Below are 16,764 nucleotides of genomic sequence, written 5' to 3' on the forward strand. Positions count from 1 at the left end.
CGGATTATTCGATGCCGACCTGTGCCCAGGCTTGCTGCACTGCGTCGGCTGCTTCGGCGCCGAAGCGCTGGCCGGCGTGGTCGATCGTCAGTTTGGCAAATGCGTCGAACGTTGCGTCCTGGTTCAAGCGGTCATCGCACAGCGTGTCGTACCAGACTCGTCCGGCTTTCTCCCACGCAAATCCGCCAAAGGCGCGGGCTGCCAGATAAAACGCGCGATTGGGAATGCCGGAATTGATGTGCACGCCGCCATTGTCTTCGCTGGTGATGACGAACTTGCGCATGTGATCCGGTTGCGGATCCTTGCCCAGCAACGGGTCATCGTACGCCGTGCCGGGGTGCGACATAGAGCGCAGGCCTTTGCCCTGAATCTTTGGCATCAGCAGATCGGCGCCGATCAGCCAATCGGCTTGTTCGACCGTATGCCCGAGGGTGTATTGCTTGGTCAGCACGCCAAACACATCCGACAGCGACTCGTTCAACGCGCCGGACTGGTTGGCGTAAATCAGCCCCGCCTCGCTCTCCGTGACGCCGTGCGCCAGTTCGTGGGCAATGACGTCCAGCGAACGGGTGAAGCGCTGGAAGATTTCACCGTCGCCGTCACCGAAGACCATTTGCGCGCCGTTCCAGAAAGCATTCTCGTAGCCCTGGCCGTAATGCACGCTGCCAATCAGGGCGAATCCCTGATTGTCGATCGAATCACGAGCGAGCACTTTCCAGAAGAAATCATAGCTGGCGCCCAACGCATCGTAGGCCTCATCGACCGCCGGATCGCCTGACGGCGGCTGGCCTTCGAGGCGCACCGGCATGCCCGGCAGGAGCATTTTGTTTTGTGCATCATGCACGCTGCGCCGGGCCAGCCCGGGTTTGCTCGCCTGCGGCAGAACCGCGCGCGCCGGCGGCTGGGAAGGGCGGCCGGGGTTGGGCAACAGACTGCGCACATGATTGAGCGTCTGCATCGCGGCGTTGCGCTGCGGCTCCGAACCGTGAGCAATGATGCGGTTGAGGATGTAGGGCGGGATGAAACTGCGCAGCAATCGAGAGTCGGTCATCAAAGCATCCTTGTCGTCATACGATGTCGATACACATGTGAGCGGCAACGTGTGTTTTCGGTTCCATGGATTGCCATCGTCGACGGATTCTGCGAAAAACGCCATCCGCGCCCGACCGGGCCATCGTGAATGAGTTAACCAACATGACAAACGAACTGCAAATCATCGACCTGCAGCCAGGCACCGGCAACGCCGCGGTCAAGGGTGCGCTGATTACCACTCAATACACAGGCTGGCTGGAAGACGGCACTGAATTCGATTCGTCCTGGAGCCGGGGCAAACCATTTCAGTGCGTGATCGGCACTGGTCGGGTTATCAAAGGCTGGGATCAAGGCTTGATGGGTATGCAGGTGGGCGGCAAACGCAAATTGTTGGTGCCGGCGCATCTGGGTTATGGCGAGCGGACCATGGGCAAGATTCCGCCGAATTCGAATCTGCTGTTCGAGATAGAGTTGCTGGAGGTTTTGACGCGAGAGGATTGAGGTTAACTGCCTTTACGCTTGGGAATAAATCTGATGGATATTTGGCAAGTCGTTTCGCAAGTGACCGATTGGTTGGTTGAAAAGCATGGAACGCGTGGCAGATCGAACTACAACTACATGTATATCTTGTCCGTTGCAGCGGGAGTGGGGAGTTGGGTGGTTAGCACGGAGTTGCTTGGCAAGCGCAAAAAGCTCAAGGCGAAGGTGGCTCAGGACCTCCAGGCCAAGCCGATAAGCGTGAGCTCCTTTGCTCAGCAGAATGGAAGGATAATCAAGACCACCGGGACCTTGGTTCGAAGGGAAGGGGTGTATACCGTAACGGTGGTTCGTCAGGACGATAGGGACAGTGCCAAGTCATCCAGCGGACCATTGCATACGCTGGGTGACGTCGACGTTTACCTCCGCGCCCACACGTCCTTTATCCTCGCTGACTTCCGCATTCAGGTTAACTGACGACGATCCTCAGCAGATCGCTTGTCAGGCCCACTGCAATGGTGAGCCTGACGGAAAGCAAATATCCACCTCCAGCTTTGCCGCAGCCGAGAGGTTGACCAGAGCGTCCAGCGAAAACTTGTCGATTTTCCCGTTGAGTACATCATTGAGGCGCGGCTGCGAGATTACCAATCTCTGTGCAGCGTCTTTCTGAGGCAGCTCCCACGCTCGAATGGTCTCGCAAAGCGAGCGCATGAGCTTGGCTCGCAAACGCATATTGGCCGCTTCCCGAGGCGTGTCTTCCAGTGCATCCCATATGCTCAAGAAGCGCGGGGAGGATGTTTGATGATCATTCATGGAGGGATTTATTCCGGGTTAGTGGTGAAGCGTAGGTTGAATCTGTAAGCGTGCAGTGCAGATCACTGACCAATCAGCAATACAAATCAACTTACGGGCGAGCGCTAACCCGTACAAGCCAGCGAATTCGGGCGAAGTTGTAGGCAAAGGCGCAAGACGCTGTAGCTCATGGCTGGTGCTGGAATAATGCTGCGTTTTTTCTTACGCCTTCGCGAGCAGGCTCGCTCCCACAGGGGCAGCGCATTTAAAAAGTGAGAGCAGGCTCGATCGCGAAGATGCCTTCAAATTCACCTCAGGAACTGGTGTTCAACCCCGCCCAAATCGCTCCCGATAAACCGATGGCGGCACGCCCACCACGCTGCGAAACGCCACACGAAAACTCTCCACCGAACGATAGCCGCAGCGTTGGGCGATTTGCTCGGTGTGTTGGTGGGTGCTTTCCAGTAATTCTCGCGCCCGCGCGAGGCGTTCATGTTGCAGCCACGCCTTGGGCGATTGGCCGCTGGCTTCGGTGAAGCGCCGCAGAAAGGTGCGCTCGCTCATTGCCGCTTCACTGGCCAGATCGCGCACTTCCAGCGGTTCGTGCAGGCGTTCGCGGGCCCATTGCATGACTCGCGACAGGTCGCTGCGCGGTGTCGGGCTGACGGGCGTGGGGATGAACTGCGCCTGACCGCCGGTGCGCTGCGGCGACATGACCAGTCGCCGTGCCACGGCGTTTGCGATCTGCGTGCCGAAGTCACGCGTCACCAGGTGCAGGCAAGCGTCTATGCCGGCCGCGCTGCCTGCCGAAGTGATCAGCTGACCGGCGTCGACGTACAGCACGTCGGGATCGACCTCGATGGCCGGGAAGCGTTGCGCCAGTTCGGCGGCGTAGCGCCAATGCGTGGTAGCGCGATGGCCGTCGAGCAAACCGCTGGCCGCAAGGACAAATACTCCGGAGCAGATCGACAGCAAACGCGCACCGCGGGCATGCGCCTGACGCAACGCCTCGATCAGTGCTGGCGGCACCGGCGCGTTACGGTCGCGCCAGCCGGGAATGACAATGGTACGCGCTGCGGCGAGCAGTTCCAGGCCGCCATCAGCCATTACCTGAATACCGCCCATGGCGCGCATCGGGCCTTGGTCGACGGCGGCAATCGCGTGGTCGTACCAAGGGAAGTCGAACTCCGGCCGGGCCAGGCCGAAGATCTCCACGGCGATGCCGAACTCAAACGTACAGAGGCCATCGTAGGCCAGAATCGTAACCAGTCCTGGTGAAGTCGGCATTTGGCGGAAAGTTCCCGGTCGGTGTCTTGTGCGCCACTGTAGCGCCAGGCGGCGGCTCGATAAAGTCTGTTTACACCCGCAGACATAGGAGCAATACCCCATGACCAGCCTTGTTCGTACTATTCCCGCAGCCCCGTCGGCCATCGCCCTGATGCATTTCAGCAATCGTCTGACTTTCGAAACCGATTGTTCCGACGTCTTCAGTAGCCAGGAAGCCGGTGAGGTTGATTTTGTTCTGGTCGATGTGCGCGGACCGTTGGCCTTCGAGCGCGGGCATGTGCCGGGGGCGATCAATATTCCGACGCGGTTGTTGACGGTCGAAAGCCTGGCGGACTATGCGAAAAATACCCTGTTCGTGGTCTATTGCGCCGGCCCGCATTGCAACGGCGCGAACAAGGCGGCCGTGAAACTGGCGGCGCTGGGCTACCCGGTCAAGGAGATGATCGGCGGCGTGACGGGATGGCTGGACGAAGGCTTCAAGCTGAGCGTGGCGTCGGTCGCCAACACACCTGTCGCCTGCGCATGCTGATACTTGTGGCGAGGGAGCTTGCTCCCGCTCGGCTGCGCAGCGGTCGTAAAATCATGGGGGCCGCTGCGTGACCCAGCGGGAGCAAGCTCCCTCGCCACAATTTGCATGTCCGTTGTGTTTTTCCTGCGCGAATAAAGGTCCTGTCCTACAGCCTTTGCACCACTGCGGCGCACGCGTTGACTTCGGTCAATGGGTCCGCCGATCTTCTGTAAGTATTTGTCGCTTAAAGACAATTGCCTCCGTGCGCGGCGCCATAGACTGCCGGCCACTTCGGTGTTTGCTGTTAAAAAGCCATCGCCGAACGCTGAATCGAAAGCTGCCAATAAAAGCCTCCGCACGGGAGTAATAAATGAAAAAGCTAGTGATGTTCGGTGCCCTGGCACTGTCGATGTTGTCCTTGACCGCGGTGGCTGCAGACGCCAAGCCGATCCGCATCGGTATCGAAGCCGGGTATCCGCCATTCTCGATGAAAACCCCTGACGGCAAACTGACCGGTTTCGACGTCGATATCGGCGATGCGCTGTGCGCACAGATGAACGTCAAATGCACCTGGGTCGAGCAAGAGTTCGATGGCCTGATCCCGGCACTGAAAGTGAAGAAAATCGACGCGATTCTGTCGTCGATGACCATCACCGATGACCGCAAGAAAAACGTCGATTTCACCATCAAGTACTACCACACCCCGGCGCGCTTCGTGATGAAGGCTGGCTCGGGCGTCAAAGACCCGCTGACCGAACTCAAGGGCAAGAAAGTCGGCGTGCTGCGCGCCAGTACTCATGACCGTTACGCCACCGAAGTGCTGGTCCCGGCCGGGATCGAACTGGTGCGCTACGGCTCGCAGCAGGAAGCCAACCTGGACATCACCTCGGGTCGTCTGGACGCGATGCTGGCCGACTCGGTCAACCTCAGCGACGGTTTCCTGAAAACCGACGCCGGTAAAGGCTTCGAATTCGTCGGCCCGACTTACGAAGACGCCAAGTACTTCGGCGGCGGCGCCGGCATCGCAGTGCGCAAGGGCGATACCGCGCTGGCCGAGCAGTTCAACAAAGCCATCACCGAAATCCGCGCCAATGGCGAGTACAAGAAAGTGCAAGACAAGTACTTCGACTTTGACGTGTACGGCCATTAATAGACCGTAGAAAAAAGTGGCCCCCGTTTGCGCGGTGGCCACTTTTTTTGCACTCTAAATTCACCGATCCCCTGTAGGAGTGAGCCTGCTCGCGATAGCGGTTTACCATCCAACATCATCGTTGACTGACGAACCGCTGTCGCGAGCAGGCTCACTCCTACAGGGGATCTGCGTGATCCAGACAGCAAGGAGTTTCCCATGCAACGCATTGACCATGTCCTGCCCTGGAGCCACTTGGGCAGCGAGCGCTCGCTCAGTGTGTTCCGTTACGGCACCGGCAACCGCAAAGCGTACATCCAGGCCAGCCTGCACGCCGATGAACTGCCAGGCATGCGCACCGCGTGGGAGCTCAAGCAACGCCTGAACGAGCTTGAACAGCAGGGCCGCCTGCAGGGCGTCATCGAGTTGGTGCCGGTGGCCAACCCGATCGGCCTGGACCAGCACCTGCAAGGCAATCACATGGGCCGTTTCGAACTGGGCAGCGGCAAGAATTTCAACCGCGCCTTCGTCGAACTCAGTGCCCCGGTTGCCGCTTTGGTTGGTGAGCGTCTGGGCGCGGATGCCGAGGCCAACGTGGCGTTGATCCGCGAGGCCATGGGGCAGGTGTTTGCTGAATTGCCGGCGCCGGCCTCGCAACTGGAGGCTCTGCATCGACTGCTGCTGCGCCACGCATGCGACGCCGACATCACCCTCGATTTGCATTGCGACTTTGACGCTGCGATTCACCTCTACGCGCTGCCGCAGCACTGGCCGCAGTGGCAATCGCTGGCCGCGCGGCTGCAAGCGGGCGTAGCGTTGCTCTGCGAAGATTCCGGCGGCAGCTCGTTCGATGAGTCCTGCTCGACGCCGTGGTTGCGTCTGGCCAAATCATTCCCGAACGCGGCGATTCCGCCGGCGAATCTGGCGACCACGCTGGAGCTGGGCAGCATGGGCGACACCCGCGTCGATCAGGCCCGGGCCAATTGCGAAGCGATTCTTGGCTTTCTTGCCGAGCAGGGCTTGATCAGTGGTGAATGGCCGGCAGCGCCGAGCGAGTGCTGTGAAGGCCTGCCGTTCGAAGGCACCGAATACCTGTTCGCGCCGCACCATGGCGTGGTGAGTTTCTTGCGCAATGCCGGTGAGTGGGTAGAGCAGGGTGACGCGCTGTTCGAGGTGGTCGATCCCTTGCAGGATCGCGTGACCACCGTGCGCGCCGGCACCAGCGGCGTGTTGTTTGCGATTGATCGCGGGCGTTATACCGAACCGGGGATCTGGCAGGCGAAAGTGGCGGGGCGGGTGGCGTTTCGCACCGGGAAGCTGACCAACGACTGACAGCGTGTGGGTGAAGGTGCGGGCCTCTTCGCGAGCAGGCTCGCTCCTACAGGGGAACGCATTTCAACTGTAGGAGCGAGCCTGCTCGCGAAAAGGACCTGCGCAACACCGCAAGATTCGGATCTGCGCCCCAAGATGTTAGGCTCACCCGCGAACCCGACACTCTGTGAAGGAACGCTCCAATGCTGAAAATATTCGCCCTGCTGACCTTGCTCGCATCCACCGCCGTCCACGCCCAGACCACCCTGCAAACCGACCTGCCGCTCAAGTACCTCGAACAGGTCCACGCCGACGCCGAGCCGCGTCCGCTGGTGATTTTTCTGCACGGCTACGGCAGTAACGAGGCCGACCTCATCGGTATGAAATTTCAGCTACCGGCGCAGTACAACTACCTGTCGGTGCAGGCGCCGATGGCGTTGGGCGAAGGGCGTTACCAGTGGTTTCGCAAAAAAGGCGAAGGCGCCTACAACGGCGAGACCGACGATCTGAAGGCCAGCGGCGAGAAACTGCGTCACTTCATTGCTCAGGCGGCGAAGAAATACCACACGACCACGGACAAGGTGTACCTGGTCGGCTTCAGCCAGGGCGCGATGATGAGCTACGAAGTGGGCTTGCGCCCGCCCGCCATCGTGGGCGGGTTCGCGGCGTTGAGCGGGCGTCTCTTGCCCGTGCTGAAAAGCGAACTGAAGCCAGGGCAGCCGCCGCTGCCGGTGCATGTTTTCATCGGCCACGGCACCGCAGACGATCCGGTGCCTTATCGCCACGGCACGGAAGCCGATGCACTGTTGCAGAAACTCGATTACAAGCCCGAGTTCCACGCTTATCCCGGCGTCGGCCACAGCATCAGTGCGGCCGAGCTGCGCGACTTGAATGGCTGGTTGCAGCGGCTCAATCCTTGACGATGGTTTTCACTAAGGCGTCGTGGGCCTTCTTGTCGCTGGCCCGGGAGATCACCTGAACCAGCGCCATCTTCGTCCCGGAGCCGGCCATCAACGTGGTGTTGAGGGTCTGGCCGCCGCCCTGCGTGGCGGTGCTGTCAACCTGACGCAGGCCCAGGCCGGTGCCTTTCTGGGTCAGGCTCTTTTCGCTGAGCTTGTTGAAATCCGGCAGGGCCTTGCGTTGATCTTCGATGAAACTCGACACGCTGCCATCGAGGAACTCACCGTCGTTGTCCTTGACGTTCTGCCCGGCGGGAATCTGGTTTTCGGCGGTGATGACCACGGTTTTTGTGGTCTGGTTGGTGTACATCGTGCCCTTGGCGCCACTGGGGCTGGCTGGCAGCGGCTCAGCGACAAAGCCCTTGGGCAGGACAAAGGTGAGCTTGCCGTCGAGCATCGAGACTTTCTCGGTTTTGACTTTTTCCCTGGCAGCGTGCGCGTTGATCGCACCGAGACCGGCGACAGTCGCCAACAACAGGACGGCGGCTTTTCTGCTCAGCAATGACATGTGAATCTCCGGGGAATGGTCGTGCGAGGCGGGCGATCATCCCACGCAGAGCGCGATCACTCCAGCCCGGCTCATCTGGACAAGAGGCAACTGTGGCGAGGGAGCAAGCTCGCGCTCCAGTGCGCAGCGCCGTGGTGCGTCAGATGTATTGGGTCGGATGGTTTGGGGGCGCTTCGCTACCCAGCGGGAGCAAGCTCCCTCGCCACAGAAATGTTCAAGCTCGAGTGGGCGGAGTTTTGGCCGGGGCGGGTCTGGCCAGCAGTTTGCGCGTCACCCCGAGCATCGCCACCGACACCGCCACTCCCACTGCAAAACCGCTGAGGCCCATGCTTGGCAACGTCAAGGCTGACACCAGGCAGAACGCCGAAAACGAATACATGCCGGTCGCGGTTGCGCGCAATAATGCAGCGGTAAATGCCGGTCCGCGTGTCTGTTGCGAGAACACTGCCATGACGCTGCCCAGCACCGGAAACACCGCGAGCAGGCCGCTCCAGCGTTCACCGACGGTGCTGGCGAGCATCGTCACCACCAGCGTCAGCGCTGCACCGGCAATCATCCGCCAGATCAGTTTGTCCGACTTCGGCGCTGGCCCGTTCAATATCGGCTGCACCTCAGGGAACAAATAAGGCGAAGCGAGTAGCGCCACCGCCGCCGCAATTACCGAGAACGGCAAAGATGCCGGAATCACGGACAGCACCAGCGCCAGCATGCCCCAAACCGCCAGTGAAACCATCAATGCCAAAGGCCAGTTCGCCCGTTGCGCGACCTGCGCGTAAGTGATGCAGAACGCAATCATCGCGAACATTGCCGACAGCGCCGCCACCGCCGATTGCGCGGCAAATTGCGGTCCCTGTTCAATGGCGAGGAAAAACAGAATCGGCCCGACCACCACCGGCAACCCCGACAGCCAACCGGCCACGCTCGGCCCCCAACGTTTGCCTGCCAGGGAAATCAGCAGCAGAAATCCGGGAATCAGCAGCAGTTTGAGGATCAGCATGCAGGTGTCTCCGTCGGGTGGGGTGAGCCACGTTAGCATTGCCGACTGAAGATTGCTGCCTATGTGTGCGGTTTTTGTATACAAAGTTCAGGCATCGAATCGGCTATGCTCCGACTGTCAGGGCATGCCGGAGTCGATAACGCAATGAGCAGAACACTGAAGGTCCTGTCCGGCATCGGCGTGTGGGCCTTGTTGCTGATGCCGGCCTGGGCCAATTGGCAGGACGCTGTGCCGGGCGCACGCATCATCGGCAGCGGTGATTTCAGTGTCTGGGGCTTCGATGTCTACAGCGCGCGCCTGTGGAGTGCCGCGCAGCCGCTGGCGCCAGGGCAACCCTTCGCGCTGGAACTGATCTACCGGCGCTCGCTGTCCCGGGACGAACTGGTCAAGGCCAGTGTCGATGAAATAAAACGTCTGGCGGGCCCTGGCGTCAGCCCTGCGCAACTGGCCGGCTGGCAGCGTCAGATGGAGCAAGCGTTTATCGATGTGCAGGCCGGCACGCGCATTACCGGCGTCTATCTGCCGGGGCAGGGCGCGCATTTTTTTGTGGGTCAGCAGTTACAGCACGCGGTGGACGATCCGCAGTTCGCCCGGGCGTTTTTCGACATCTGGCTGGATCCGCGCACGCGCGACCCCCAATTGCGCGAGCAGTTGCTGGGGGCAAGTCAGTAAGATCAAAAGATCGCAGCCTTCGGCAGCTCCTGCATGGAATGCACTCTCCTGCAGGCGCTGGCGAAGGCTGCGATTTTTTGATTCTAGGTTCTGGTTGAAACGTCTAAGCTGCGTCTTTCCGATTTGTTTCTGGATGTGTTCGTGAAATTCAGCTTGCCGAAAATCGCCACCGCGCCGTTTTGCCCGCCGGAAGTGGCGGGCAGCGTTGCGGTCGATCCCAACGCCTCGTTCTTCAAACGCGTGCTGCGCTTCGCCGGACCCGGTTTGCTGGTGTCGATCGGCTACATGGATCCGGGCAACTGGGCGACGGCCATCGAGGCCGGATCGCGTTTTGGTTACAGCCTGTTGTTCGTGGTATTGCTGGCGAGCCTGGCGGGGATGGTCGTGCAATGCCTGTGCTCGCGGCTGGGCATCGCCACTGGGCGCGACCTGGCGCAGCTGTCCCGCGAGCGCTACAGCACGCCGACCGCGCGGCTGCAATGGGGACTTGCGGAGATCTCGATCATCGCGACCGACCTCGCTGAAGTACTCGGCTGTGCGCTGGCGTTTCACTTGTTGCTCGGTTGTTCGCTGACCTTCGGCATTGCCCTGACAGCGTTCGACACGCTGCTGGTGCTGGCCCTGCAGAACCGCGGTTTCCGCCGTCTGGAGGCGATCATGCTGGTGCTGGTCGCGACCATCGGTGTGTGCTTTTTCGTTGAGCTGTTGCTGATCAAACCGTACTGGCCAGACGTGGCGCAGGGTTTCAAACCCTCGCTGTCAGCCCTCAGCGATGCCGCGCCGCTGTACTTGGCGATCGGCATTCTTGGGGCGACGGTAATGCCGCATAACCTCTATCTGCACACCTCGATTGTGCAGACCCGCACGATCGGCAAGGACTTGGCGAGCAAGCAGGACGCGGTGAAGCTGGCGCGCATCGATACCATCGGTTCGCTGGCGCTCGCGTTGCTGGTCAACGCAGCGATTCTGATCCTCGCCGCCGCAGCCTTTCACCAGTCCGGGCATACCGACGTGGTGGATATCCAGGATGCCTACCATCTGCTCGACCCGCTGGTTGGCGGTGCGCTGGCCAGCGTGCTGTTCGGCGTGGCATTGCTCGCCTCCGGGCAGAGTTCGACCTTCACCGGGACCATTGCCGGACAGGTGATCATGGAAGGCTATCTGAACCTGCGCATCCCGTGCTGGCAGCGACGCCTAATTACCCGTGGGCTGGCGCTGATTCCGGCGTTTATCGGTGTGTGGCTGTTGGGCGATGGCGCGGTCGGCAAATTACTGGTGCTCAGTCAGGTGGTGTTGAGTCTGCAACTGCCGTTTGCCTTGTATCCATTGATCCGCATGACCAACGACCGGCAATTGATGGGGCCTTTTGTCAATCGCTGGCCGACGCGGGTGCTGGCGTGGGGGTTGTTTGTTGTGATCAGCGGGGCGAATAGCTGGTTGATTTTGCAGTGGGTGGTTTGAACCATAGATGTGGGGTGTCTGAACAGGCCGCTTCGCGAGCAGGCTCGCTCCTACATTGGATCACGATGAGTTCAGCATTGTGGGAGCGAGCCTGCTCGCGAAGTCTGATCATCAGACGCCGCCAAGATTGAAAAGTGGAACCCGCCCATTAAGCGAAGGCCTGTAACTCCAGCTCAGGCAATTGAGATCAAGGCCACTGGCAAGGATCTCCTTCAAGGTCGCAGCGGCGATACACATCGCCAGCCCTTGCCCCGGGCACTCATGCCGACCGCTGCCAAAACTGAAATTGCGCCGATTTGGTCGGTCGAGCAAAAACCGCTCCGGCTGGTCATTCAGCGCCGGATCACGGTTGGCCGAGGCCAACACCAGCACAATTACATCACCTGCCTCGAGCCGCATGCCGTCGATATCGCAGCAAGTTGCAACGAAGCGGCGGGTGTTCTGCACGGGCGGATCGAAGCGCTGGACTTCCGCCAGCAGCTCCTCCAGCGGTGCCCCGCGCAGATCTGGCTGACGACTCAACGTCACCAATGCATTGCCGATCAGCCCGGCGCAGGCGTCGTAGGTCTGCGAGCAGAGGCCGATCAGGTTGGCGAGCAATATGTCTTCGTCGCCCTCGAAACGCTGTGTGATGCCCCTGAGCAAAACGCTCTGCGCAACAGGGTCAGCCAACAGCTCGATGAAACAGCCGCGTAACTGTGCCGCTGCGGCATGGGCGGCGATGATTTGCAGTTCATTGCTCAAGGGTGACAGGCAGGCGACGAAATCAGCGGTCAGTTCGCTGATCGTGCGGCTCTGCGCTGGAGAGAAACCGAGCAATGTCGCGACGACGGCTGCCGGGCCGCGGAACATTGCTTTATAGAGGCCGTCGGCATCTGCTGAAAATAGCCTCGCGGCGACTAAATCCTGGACGTCGGTTTCGTTGATCAACCCCAGCGTAGGCTCGATGGCTGAGCGCGGGCAGCGGTGGCCGGCGCCGTCATTCATGCGCATCAATTGGCCGAACACCACGCCGGCCGGGCCTTGCGCAATGGCTTGAGGCACCGGTTCCTGCACCGGGCGCACCCGGCACTCGGTATGCGCCATCACTGCATAGACTGCCCGCGCGCTGCTGGCGACCCACAGCTTCAGCTCGCGGTGAAAGGTCAGTCCGCCTGCAGCGCGAAGTTCGGCGTAATAAGGATAGGGATCGGCGTGAGTCGCAGCGATGATCGGGTCCATGATTGGCAGCCTTGTCAGCGGAAAAAGTCTTGCTAATATCTGCAGTTCTTGCAGGCGACGATTCGTTGGGGAGCGAAATATGCACGCAGAGCATCACGACATCGGCGTGTCGCAAGTCGCCGCCGCCATCGCCGAACCGGCGCGGACCAGGATGCTCTGTTCGCTGATGGACGGCCACGCGCGCACCAGCACCGAGCTGGCGACCATCGCCGACGTCAGCACTTCCACCGCCAGCGCCCACCTGAGCAAACTCAAGGAACTGGCCCTGGTGCGCCTGCACGTGCAGGGCCGGCATCGTTATTACAGTCTGGCCGACCCACGCGTCGCCCAGGCGCTGGAAGCGTTGATGGTGATCGGCCAGAACGCCGCGCCGAGTTTCAAGCCGCACACGCCGGATCGTCTGCAATTTGCCCGCACTTGCTACGACCACATGGCCGGCACACTGGCGGTGTTGCTGCATGACCGCTTGATGGAGGCGGGATGGCTGCTGCCCGCCGATCAGCAGGCGTATCGCTTGAGCGCCAGTGGTGAGGCGTTGTTGCTGGGGTTGGACATTGAAGTGCACCACCTGGCTACGCTGCGCCGCAAATTCGCCTGCCCGTGCCTGGACTGGAGCATGCGCCGGCCGCATCTCGGCGGATCGCTTGGAGCGGCATTGCTGCAAACGGCGCTGAAGCGCAAATGGCTGACGCAGGACCTGGACAGCCGGGCGTTGGGTTTGACGGCACTGGGGCGCAAGGAGATCAGTGCGCGGTTTGGGCTCGAACTGGCGAGTGAAAACATCCAGATCAAAACGCCGCAGCCTTTGAGTGTTGAGGGTGTTTACACTTCCTGAACAATCCCATCGTTCGAATGTGGGAGCGGGCTTGCTCGCGAAGACGGTGCGTCAGGCGCTGTGATTTTGAATGTGCCGACCTCTTCGCGAGCAAGCCCGCTCCCACAAGGACGACCAGCCGTCGAGGGGGTGTCGACCCGCTTGTGTCACAGTGGTGGAATCTATACTGTATATGCACACAGTATAGAGCCCGTGCCATGCAAATCATCGACAAGCTCAGCATCCTCGCCGACGCCGCCAAGTACGACGCCTCCTGCGCCAGCAGCGGTGCGCCCAAGCGCAGTTCCGAAGGCAAGAGCGGGCTGGGTTCGACCGATGGCATGGGCATCTGCCACAGCTACACGCCGGACGGCCGCTGCGTGTCGTTATTGAAGATTTTGCTGACCAATTTTTGCCTTTACGATTGCCAGTACTGCGTCAATCGCCGCTCCAGTGATGTGCCCCGGGCACGTTTCACCCCCGAAGAAGTTGTCGCGCTGACCATGGATTTCTACCGGCGCAATTGCGTCAGCGGCTTGTTTCTAAGCTCCGGGATCATTCGTTCGGCGGACTACACCATGGAGCAACTGGTGCGCGTGGCGAAGCTGCTGCGTGAGGAACACGAGTTTCGCGGCTATATCCACCTCAAGACTATTCCAGAGGCCGATCCGGCATTGATCGAAGAAGCGGGGCGTTACGCCGATCGCCTCAGCGTCAACATCGAATTGCCCACCGATGCCAGCCTGCAGACGCTGGCGCCGGAGAAAGACATCGCCTCGATCAAGCAAGCGATGAACACCATCTACACCGGCGTGCAGACGGTATTGAACGAGCCGCGCTCGGCGAAATTCGCCCCGGCCGGGCAAAGCACGCAACTGATCGTCGGCGCCGATGACACCGACGACAGCACCATCCTCCACAGCGCTCAATCCTTATATGGCAACTTCCGCCTGCGCCGGGTCTATTATTCGGCGTTCAGCCCGATCCCCGACAGTCCGAAAAGCGTGCCGCTCGCCGCGCCGCCGCTGATGCGCGAGCACCGTTTGTATCAGGCTGACTTTCTCCTGCGCAGCTATGGCTACAGCGCAGACGAATTGTTGAAAGGGCCGGGCAATCTGGCGCTGGATATCGATCCAAAACTCGCATGGGCATTGGCAAATCGCGAGGTGTTCCCGCTGGACCTGAACCGCGCCGAACCGTCGTTGATCGCGCGCATTCCCGGCATCGGGTTGCGCACCACCGAGCGCCTGGTCGAGCTGCGCCGCCAGCGCCGCATCCGCTACGAGGATGTGGCGCGGATGCGCTGTGTACTGGCCAAGGCCAAGCCGTTCATCATCACCAGCGACTACCATCCGCAGCAGGCCGAAGTCACCAGCCATATGCTCTATCAGCAATTGCGCGACCGACCGATGCCACAACAGATGGGGTTGTGGGGATGATCAGTCTTGATTGCGATGATCTGTTCGACACCTGGCGCCAGCAGGCGCGCTGGTTGCTCAGTCATGAAGTCGACCCGAGTCGGGTGGGCTGGGCGGCGGAAGGGGTGGGCGATCTGTTTGCCAGCGATGAGCGCCTGCCTGAAGAGCAGGGGCCGTTTCAGGCGCGCATTCCGCGTGCGCTGCTCGATACCCTGGAGCAGGCGGCACAGTATCGTGGCGAGCAACGCTGGAGTCTTTTGTATGAAGTGCTCTGGCGTGTGAGCCACGGTGACCGCACCGCGATGATGGCCGGCGACAAACTGGGCAGCGAGCTGCAACGCCGCCTCAAGCAAGTGCACCGCGAGGCCCATCATCTGCATGCCTTCGTGCGCTTCATCGAGCGACCGGGGGATTTGCCCGGCCCGCAATACGTGGCGTGGCACGAACCGGCGCACGACATTCTGCACAGCGCCAGCGCACATTTCATCGGACGCATGGGCCAGCACCGCTGGTTGATCGCGACCCCGCGTGACGGGGTGTATTACGACGGCGAACAACTGATTCATCAACGCCAATGCCCCGTCGAATGGCAGCAGATGGCGCAAAACGTCGACGATCCCCATGGCGATTTGTGGTTGACCTACTACAGCCACATCTTCAACCCGGCACGGTTGAACCCAAAGGTCATGCAGGGGCATTTGCCCGCGCGGTTCTGGAAAAATTTACCGGAGGGGGAGCTGATTCCCGGATTGATCACCCAGGCGCGGATGGGCAAGCAGCAGAATGGGCAGGCGAGCGGGATTTCGAGTCGCTCGGGCAAGCGGATCACCTTGAAATAGAAGATCAACAGATCGCAGCCCAACAAAAAAGCCCTCCATCAATCACTCAATGGAGGGCTTTTTCGGTATCAACAACAGTCAACTCAAACCTTGACGATCCAGCCCGCTGGCGCTTCGATGTCGCCGGTCTGCACACCGGTCAGCTCTTTGTAGAGCTTCTGGGTCACCGGGCCCACTTCGGTTTCGCTGTGGAATACATGCAGATGGTCGTTGTAGCTGATGCCACCGATCGGGGTGATTACCGCCGCGGTGCCGCAGGCCCCGGCTTCCTTGAAGTCCGACAGTTTGTCGATCAGCACGTCGCCTTCAACCACTTCCAGGCCCAGACGCGATTTCGCCAGTTCGATCAGCGACAGACGGGTGATACCTGGCAGGACCGACGGCGAGTTCGGGGTGACGAACTTGTTGTCGTGGGTGATCCCGAAGAAGTTGGCCGAACCAACTTCTTCGATCTTGGTGTGAGTCATCGGATCGAGGTAGATCGCGTCGGCGAAGTTGGCTTTCTTGGCTTTCGAGCCCGGCATCAAGCTGGCCGCGTAGTTGCCACCGACCTTGGCCGCGCCGGTGCCTTGTGGGGCGGCGCGGTCGTAGCTGGAGATCTGGAAATTGTGCGGGGTCAGGCCGCCCTTGAAGTAGGCGCCGACCGGGATGCAGAAGATCGAGAAGATGAACTCCGGTGCAGTGCGCACGCCGATGTTGTCACCTACGCCGATCACGAACGGGCGCAGATACAGCGCGCCGCCGGTGCCATACGGCGGGATGAAACGCTCGTTGGCGCGAACCACGGCTTTGCAGGCTTCGATGAACTGCTCGGTGTCGACCGTCGGCATCAGCAGGCGCGCACAGCTGCGCTGCATGCGCAGGGCGTTCTGGTCCGGACGAAACAGGTTGATCGAACCGTCCTTGCAGCGGTAGGCCTTCATGCCTTCGAAGCACTGCTGGCCATAGTGAAGGGCCGTCGAGCCTTCGCTGATGTGCAGGACGTTATCTTCGGTCAGGGTGCCTTTGTCCCACTCGCCATTGCGAAAGTACGACAGATAGCGCTTGTCGGTCTTGATGTAGTCAAAACCCAGCTTGTCCCAATTGATGCTTTCGTTACCCATGACACCCTCTATCACTGAACAACCGCCGAAACGGTTCAAGGCTTCTGACGTTTTTTTGGATGGGCACAACAATACTTCATTCTGGGGCGGTTTCGCAGCTTGTGGCGAGGGGATTTATCCCCGCTGGGCTGCGAAGCGGCCCCTTTGGCTCGGATATCTGACGCCTGGCGGTGACTTGTTCTGGGGTTGCTGCGCAACCCAGCGGGGATAAATCCCCTCGCCACAGGGGCATTCAG

The 16,764-nt window shown here is 60.5% G+C and carries 18 protein-coding genes; 11 read left to right on the forward strand and 7 right to left on the reverse strand.

Going from position 1 to position 16,764, the window contains the following annotated elements:
• Window positions 1–4: 4 nt before the first annotated feature.
• Window positions 5–1,051 carry a M4 family metallopeptidase gene (locus tag HU739_RS01880; RefSeq protein WP_186551844.1) on the reverse strand — a complete coding sequence of 349 codons (1,047 nt, stop codon included), beginning with the start codon at window positions 1,049–1,051 and terminating at the stop codon, window positions 5–7.
• A gap of 143 nt (window positions 1,052–1,194) precedes the next feature.
• Here HU739_RS01880 and HU739_RS01885 point away from each other — a divergent pair, with 143 nt between their 5' ends.
• Window positions 1,195–1,533 carry an FKBP-type peptidyl-prolyl cis-trans isomerase gene (locus HU739_RS01885; protein WP_186551845.1) on the forward strand — a complete coding sequence of 113 codons (339 nt, stop codon included), beginning with the start codon at window positions 1,195–1,197 and terminating at the stop codon, window positions 1,531–1,533.
• 33 nt (window positions 1,534–1,566) lie between these two features.
• Complete coding sequence (locus tag HU739_RS01890) at window positions 1,567–1,986, forward strand: hypothetical protein (protein WP_186551846.1); 420 nt, start codon at window positions 1,567–1,569, stop codon at window positions 1,984–1,986.
• 24 nt (window positions 1,987–2,010) lie between these two features.
• Here the strand turns inward: HU739_RS01890 and HU739_RS01895 are convergent, their stop codons facing one another.
• Complete coding sequence (locus HU739_RS01895; RefSeq protein WP_186551847.1) at window positions 2,011–2,322, reverse strand: helix-turn-helix domain-containing protein; 312 nt, start codon at window positions 2,320–2,322, stop codon at window positions 2,011–2,013.
• A 306-nt stretch (window positions 2,323–2,628) separates the two neighbouring features.
• Complete coding sequence (ftrA, locus tag HU739_RS01900; protein WP_186551848.1) at window positions 2,629–3,588, reverse strand: transcriptional regulator FtrA; 960 nt, start codon at window positions 3,586–3,588, stop codon at window positions 2,629–2,631.
• Between the two features lie 100 nt (window positions 3,589–3,688).
• Here ftrA and HU739_RS01905 point away from each other — a divergent pair, with 100 nt between their 5' ends.
• The 4 genes from HU739_RS01905 (at window position 3,689) to HU739_RS01920 (ending at window position 7,456) form a co-directional block, all read left to right on the forward strand.
• Window positions 3,689–4,117 (forward strand): rhodanese-like domain-containing protein, encoded by a 429-nt coding sequence (locus HU739_RS01905; RefSeq protein WP_186551849.1) that lies wholly within the window; start codon window positions 3,689–3,691, stop codon window positions 4,115–4,117.
• Window positions 4,118–4,466: 349 nt separating this feature from the next.
• Window positions 4,467–5,246, forward strand: coding sequence for an ABC transporter substrate-binding protein (locus HU739_RS01910; protein WP_186551850.1), 780 nt, complete (start codon window positions 4,467–4,469; stop codon window positions 5,244–5,246).
• 198 nt (window positions 5,247–5,444) lie between these two features.
• On the forward strand, window positions 5,445–6,557 hold the full coding sequence (locus HU739_RS01915) for a succinylglutamate desuccinylase/aspartoacylase family protein (protein ID WP_186551851.1): 1,113 nt from the start codon (window positions 5,445–5,447) through the stop codon (window positions 6,555–6,557).
• Between the two features lie 182 nt (window positions 6,558–6,739).
• A complete protein-coding gene (locus tag HU739_RS01920; RefSeq protein ID WP_186551852.1) occupies window positions 6,740–7,456 on the forward strand; it encodes an alpha/beta hydrolase in 717 nt (238 codons plus the stop codon).
• Here the strand turns inward: HU739_RS01920 and HU739_RS01925 are convergent.
• The gene (locus tag HU739_RS01925) at window positions 7,446–8,003 is read right to left on the reverse strand and encodes a DcrB/PsbP domain-containing protein (protein ID WP_186551853.1); all 558 of its coding nucleotides are present in this window, start codon (window positions 8,001–8,003) and stop codon (window positions 7,446–7,448) included. The genes HU739_RS01920 and HU739_RS01925 overlap by 11 nt on opposite strands.
• Before the next feature lie 214 nt (window positions 8,004–8,217).
• Window positions 8,218–9,000 (reverse strand): hypothetical protein, encoded by a 783-nt coding sequence (locus HU739_RS01930; protein ID WP_186551854.1) that lies wholly within the window; start codon window positions 8,998–9,000, stop codon window positions 8,218–8,220.
• 144 nt (window positions 9,001–9,144) lie between these two features.
• Here HU739_RS01930 and HU739_RS01935 point away from each other — a divergent pair, with 144 nt between their 5' ends.
• Window positions 9,145–9,672 (forward strand): chalcone isomerase family protein, encoded by a 528-nt coding sequence (locus HU739_RS01935; protein ID WP_186551855.1) that lies wholly within the window; start codon window positions 9,145–9,147, stop codon window positions 9,670–9,672.
• A 162-nt stretch (window positions 9,673–9,834) separates the two neighbouring features.
• Window positions 9,835–11,133 (forward strand): Nramp family divalent metal transporter, encoded by a 1,299-nt coding sequence (locus HU739_RS01940; protein WP_186551883.1) that lies wholly within the window; start codon window positions 9,835–9,837, stop codon window positions 11,131–11,133.
• A 111-nt stretch (window positions 11,134–11,244) separates the two neighbouring features.
• Here the strand turns inward: HU739_RS01940 and HU739_RS01945 are convergent, their stop codons facing one another.
• Entirely contained in the window at window positions 11,245–12,354 is a 1,110-nt protein-coding gene (locus HU739_RS01945) for a cytochrome P450 (RefSeq protein ID WP_186551856.1), read from the reverse strand.
• 79 nt (window positions 12,355–12,433) lie between these two features.
• Between HU739_RS01945 and HU739_RS01950 the strand changes: the two genes are divergently transcribed.
• From HU739_RS01950 to HU739_RS01960, 3 genes are all read left to right on the forward strand, one after another.
• Window positions 12,434–13,189, forward strand: a complete 756-nt coding sequence (locus HU739_RS01950; RefSeq protein WP_186551857.1) for an ArsR/SmtB family transcription factor — start codon at window positions 12,434–12,436, stop codon at window positions 13,187–13,189.
• A 197-nt stretch (window positions 13,190–13,386) separates the two neighbouring features.
• Entirely contained in the window at window positions 13,387–14,607 is a 1,221-nt protein-coding gene (locus HU739_RS01955; RefSeq protein ID WP_186551858.1) for a putative DNA modification/repair radical SAM protein, read from the forward strand.
• Window positions 14,604–15,425, forward strand: coding sequence for a TIGR03915 family putative DNA repair protein (locus tag HU739_RS01960; RefSeq protein WP_186551859.1), 822 nt, complete (start codon window positions 14,604–14,606; stop codon window positions 15,423–15,425). The genes HU739_RS01955 and HU739_RS01960 overlap by 4 nt, the downstream gene beginning before the upstream one ends.
• Before the next feature lie 83 nt (window positions 15,426–15,508).
• Here the strand turns inward: HU739_RS01960 and HU739_RS01965 are convergent, their stop codons facing one another.
• Window positions 15,509–16,528: a branched-chain amino acid aminotransferase gene (locus tag HU739_RS01965; protein WP_186551860.1), complete on the reverse strand. Its 1,020-nt coding sequence runs from the start codon at window positions 16,526–16,528 to the stop codon at window positions 15,509–15,511.
• Between the last annotated feature and the right edge of the window lie 236 nt (window positions 16,529–16,764).

The organism is Pseudomonas hamedanensis (genome assembly GCF_014268595.2).
Classification (GTDB): Bacteria; Pseudomonadota; Gammaproteobacteria; order Pseudomonadales; family Pseudomonadaceae; genus Aquipseudomonas; species Aquipseudomonas hamedanensis.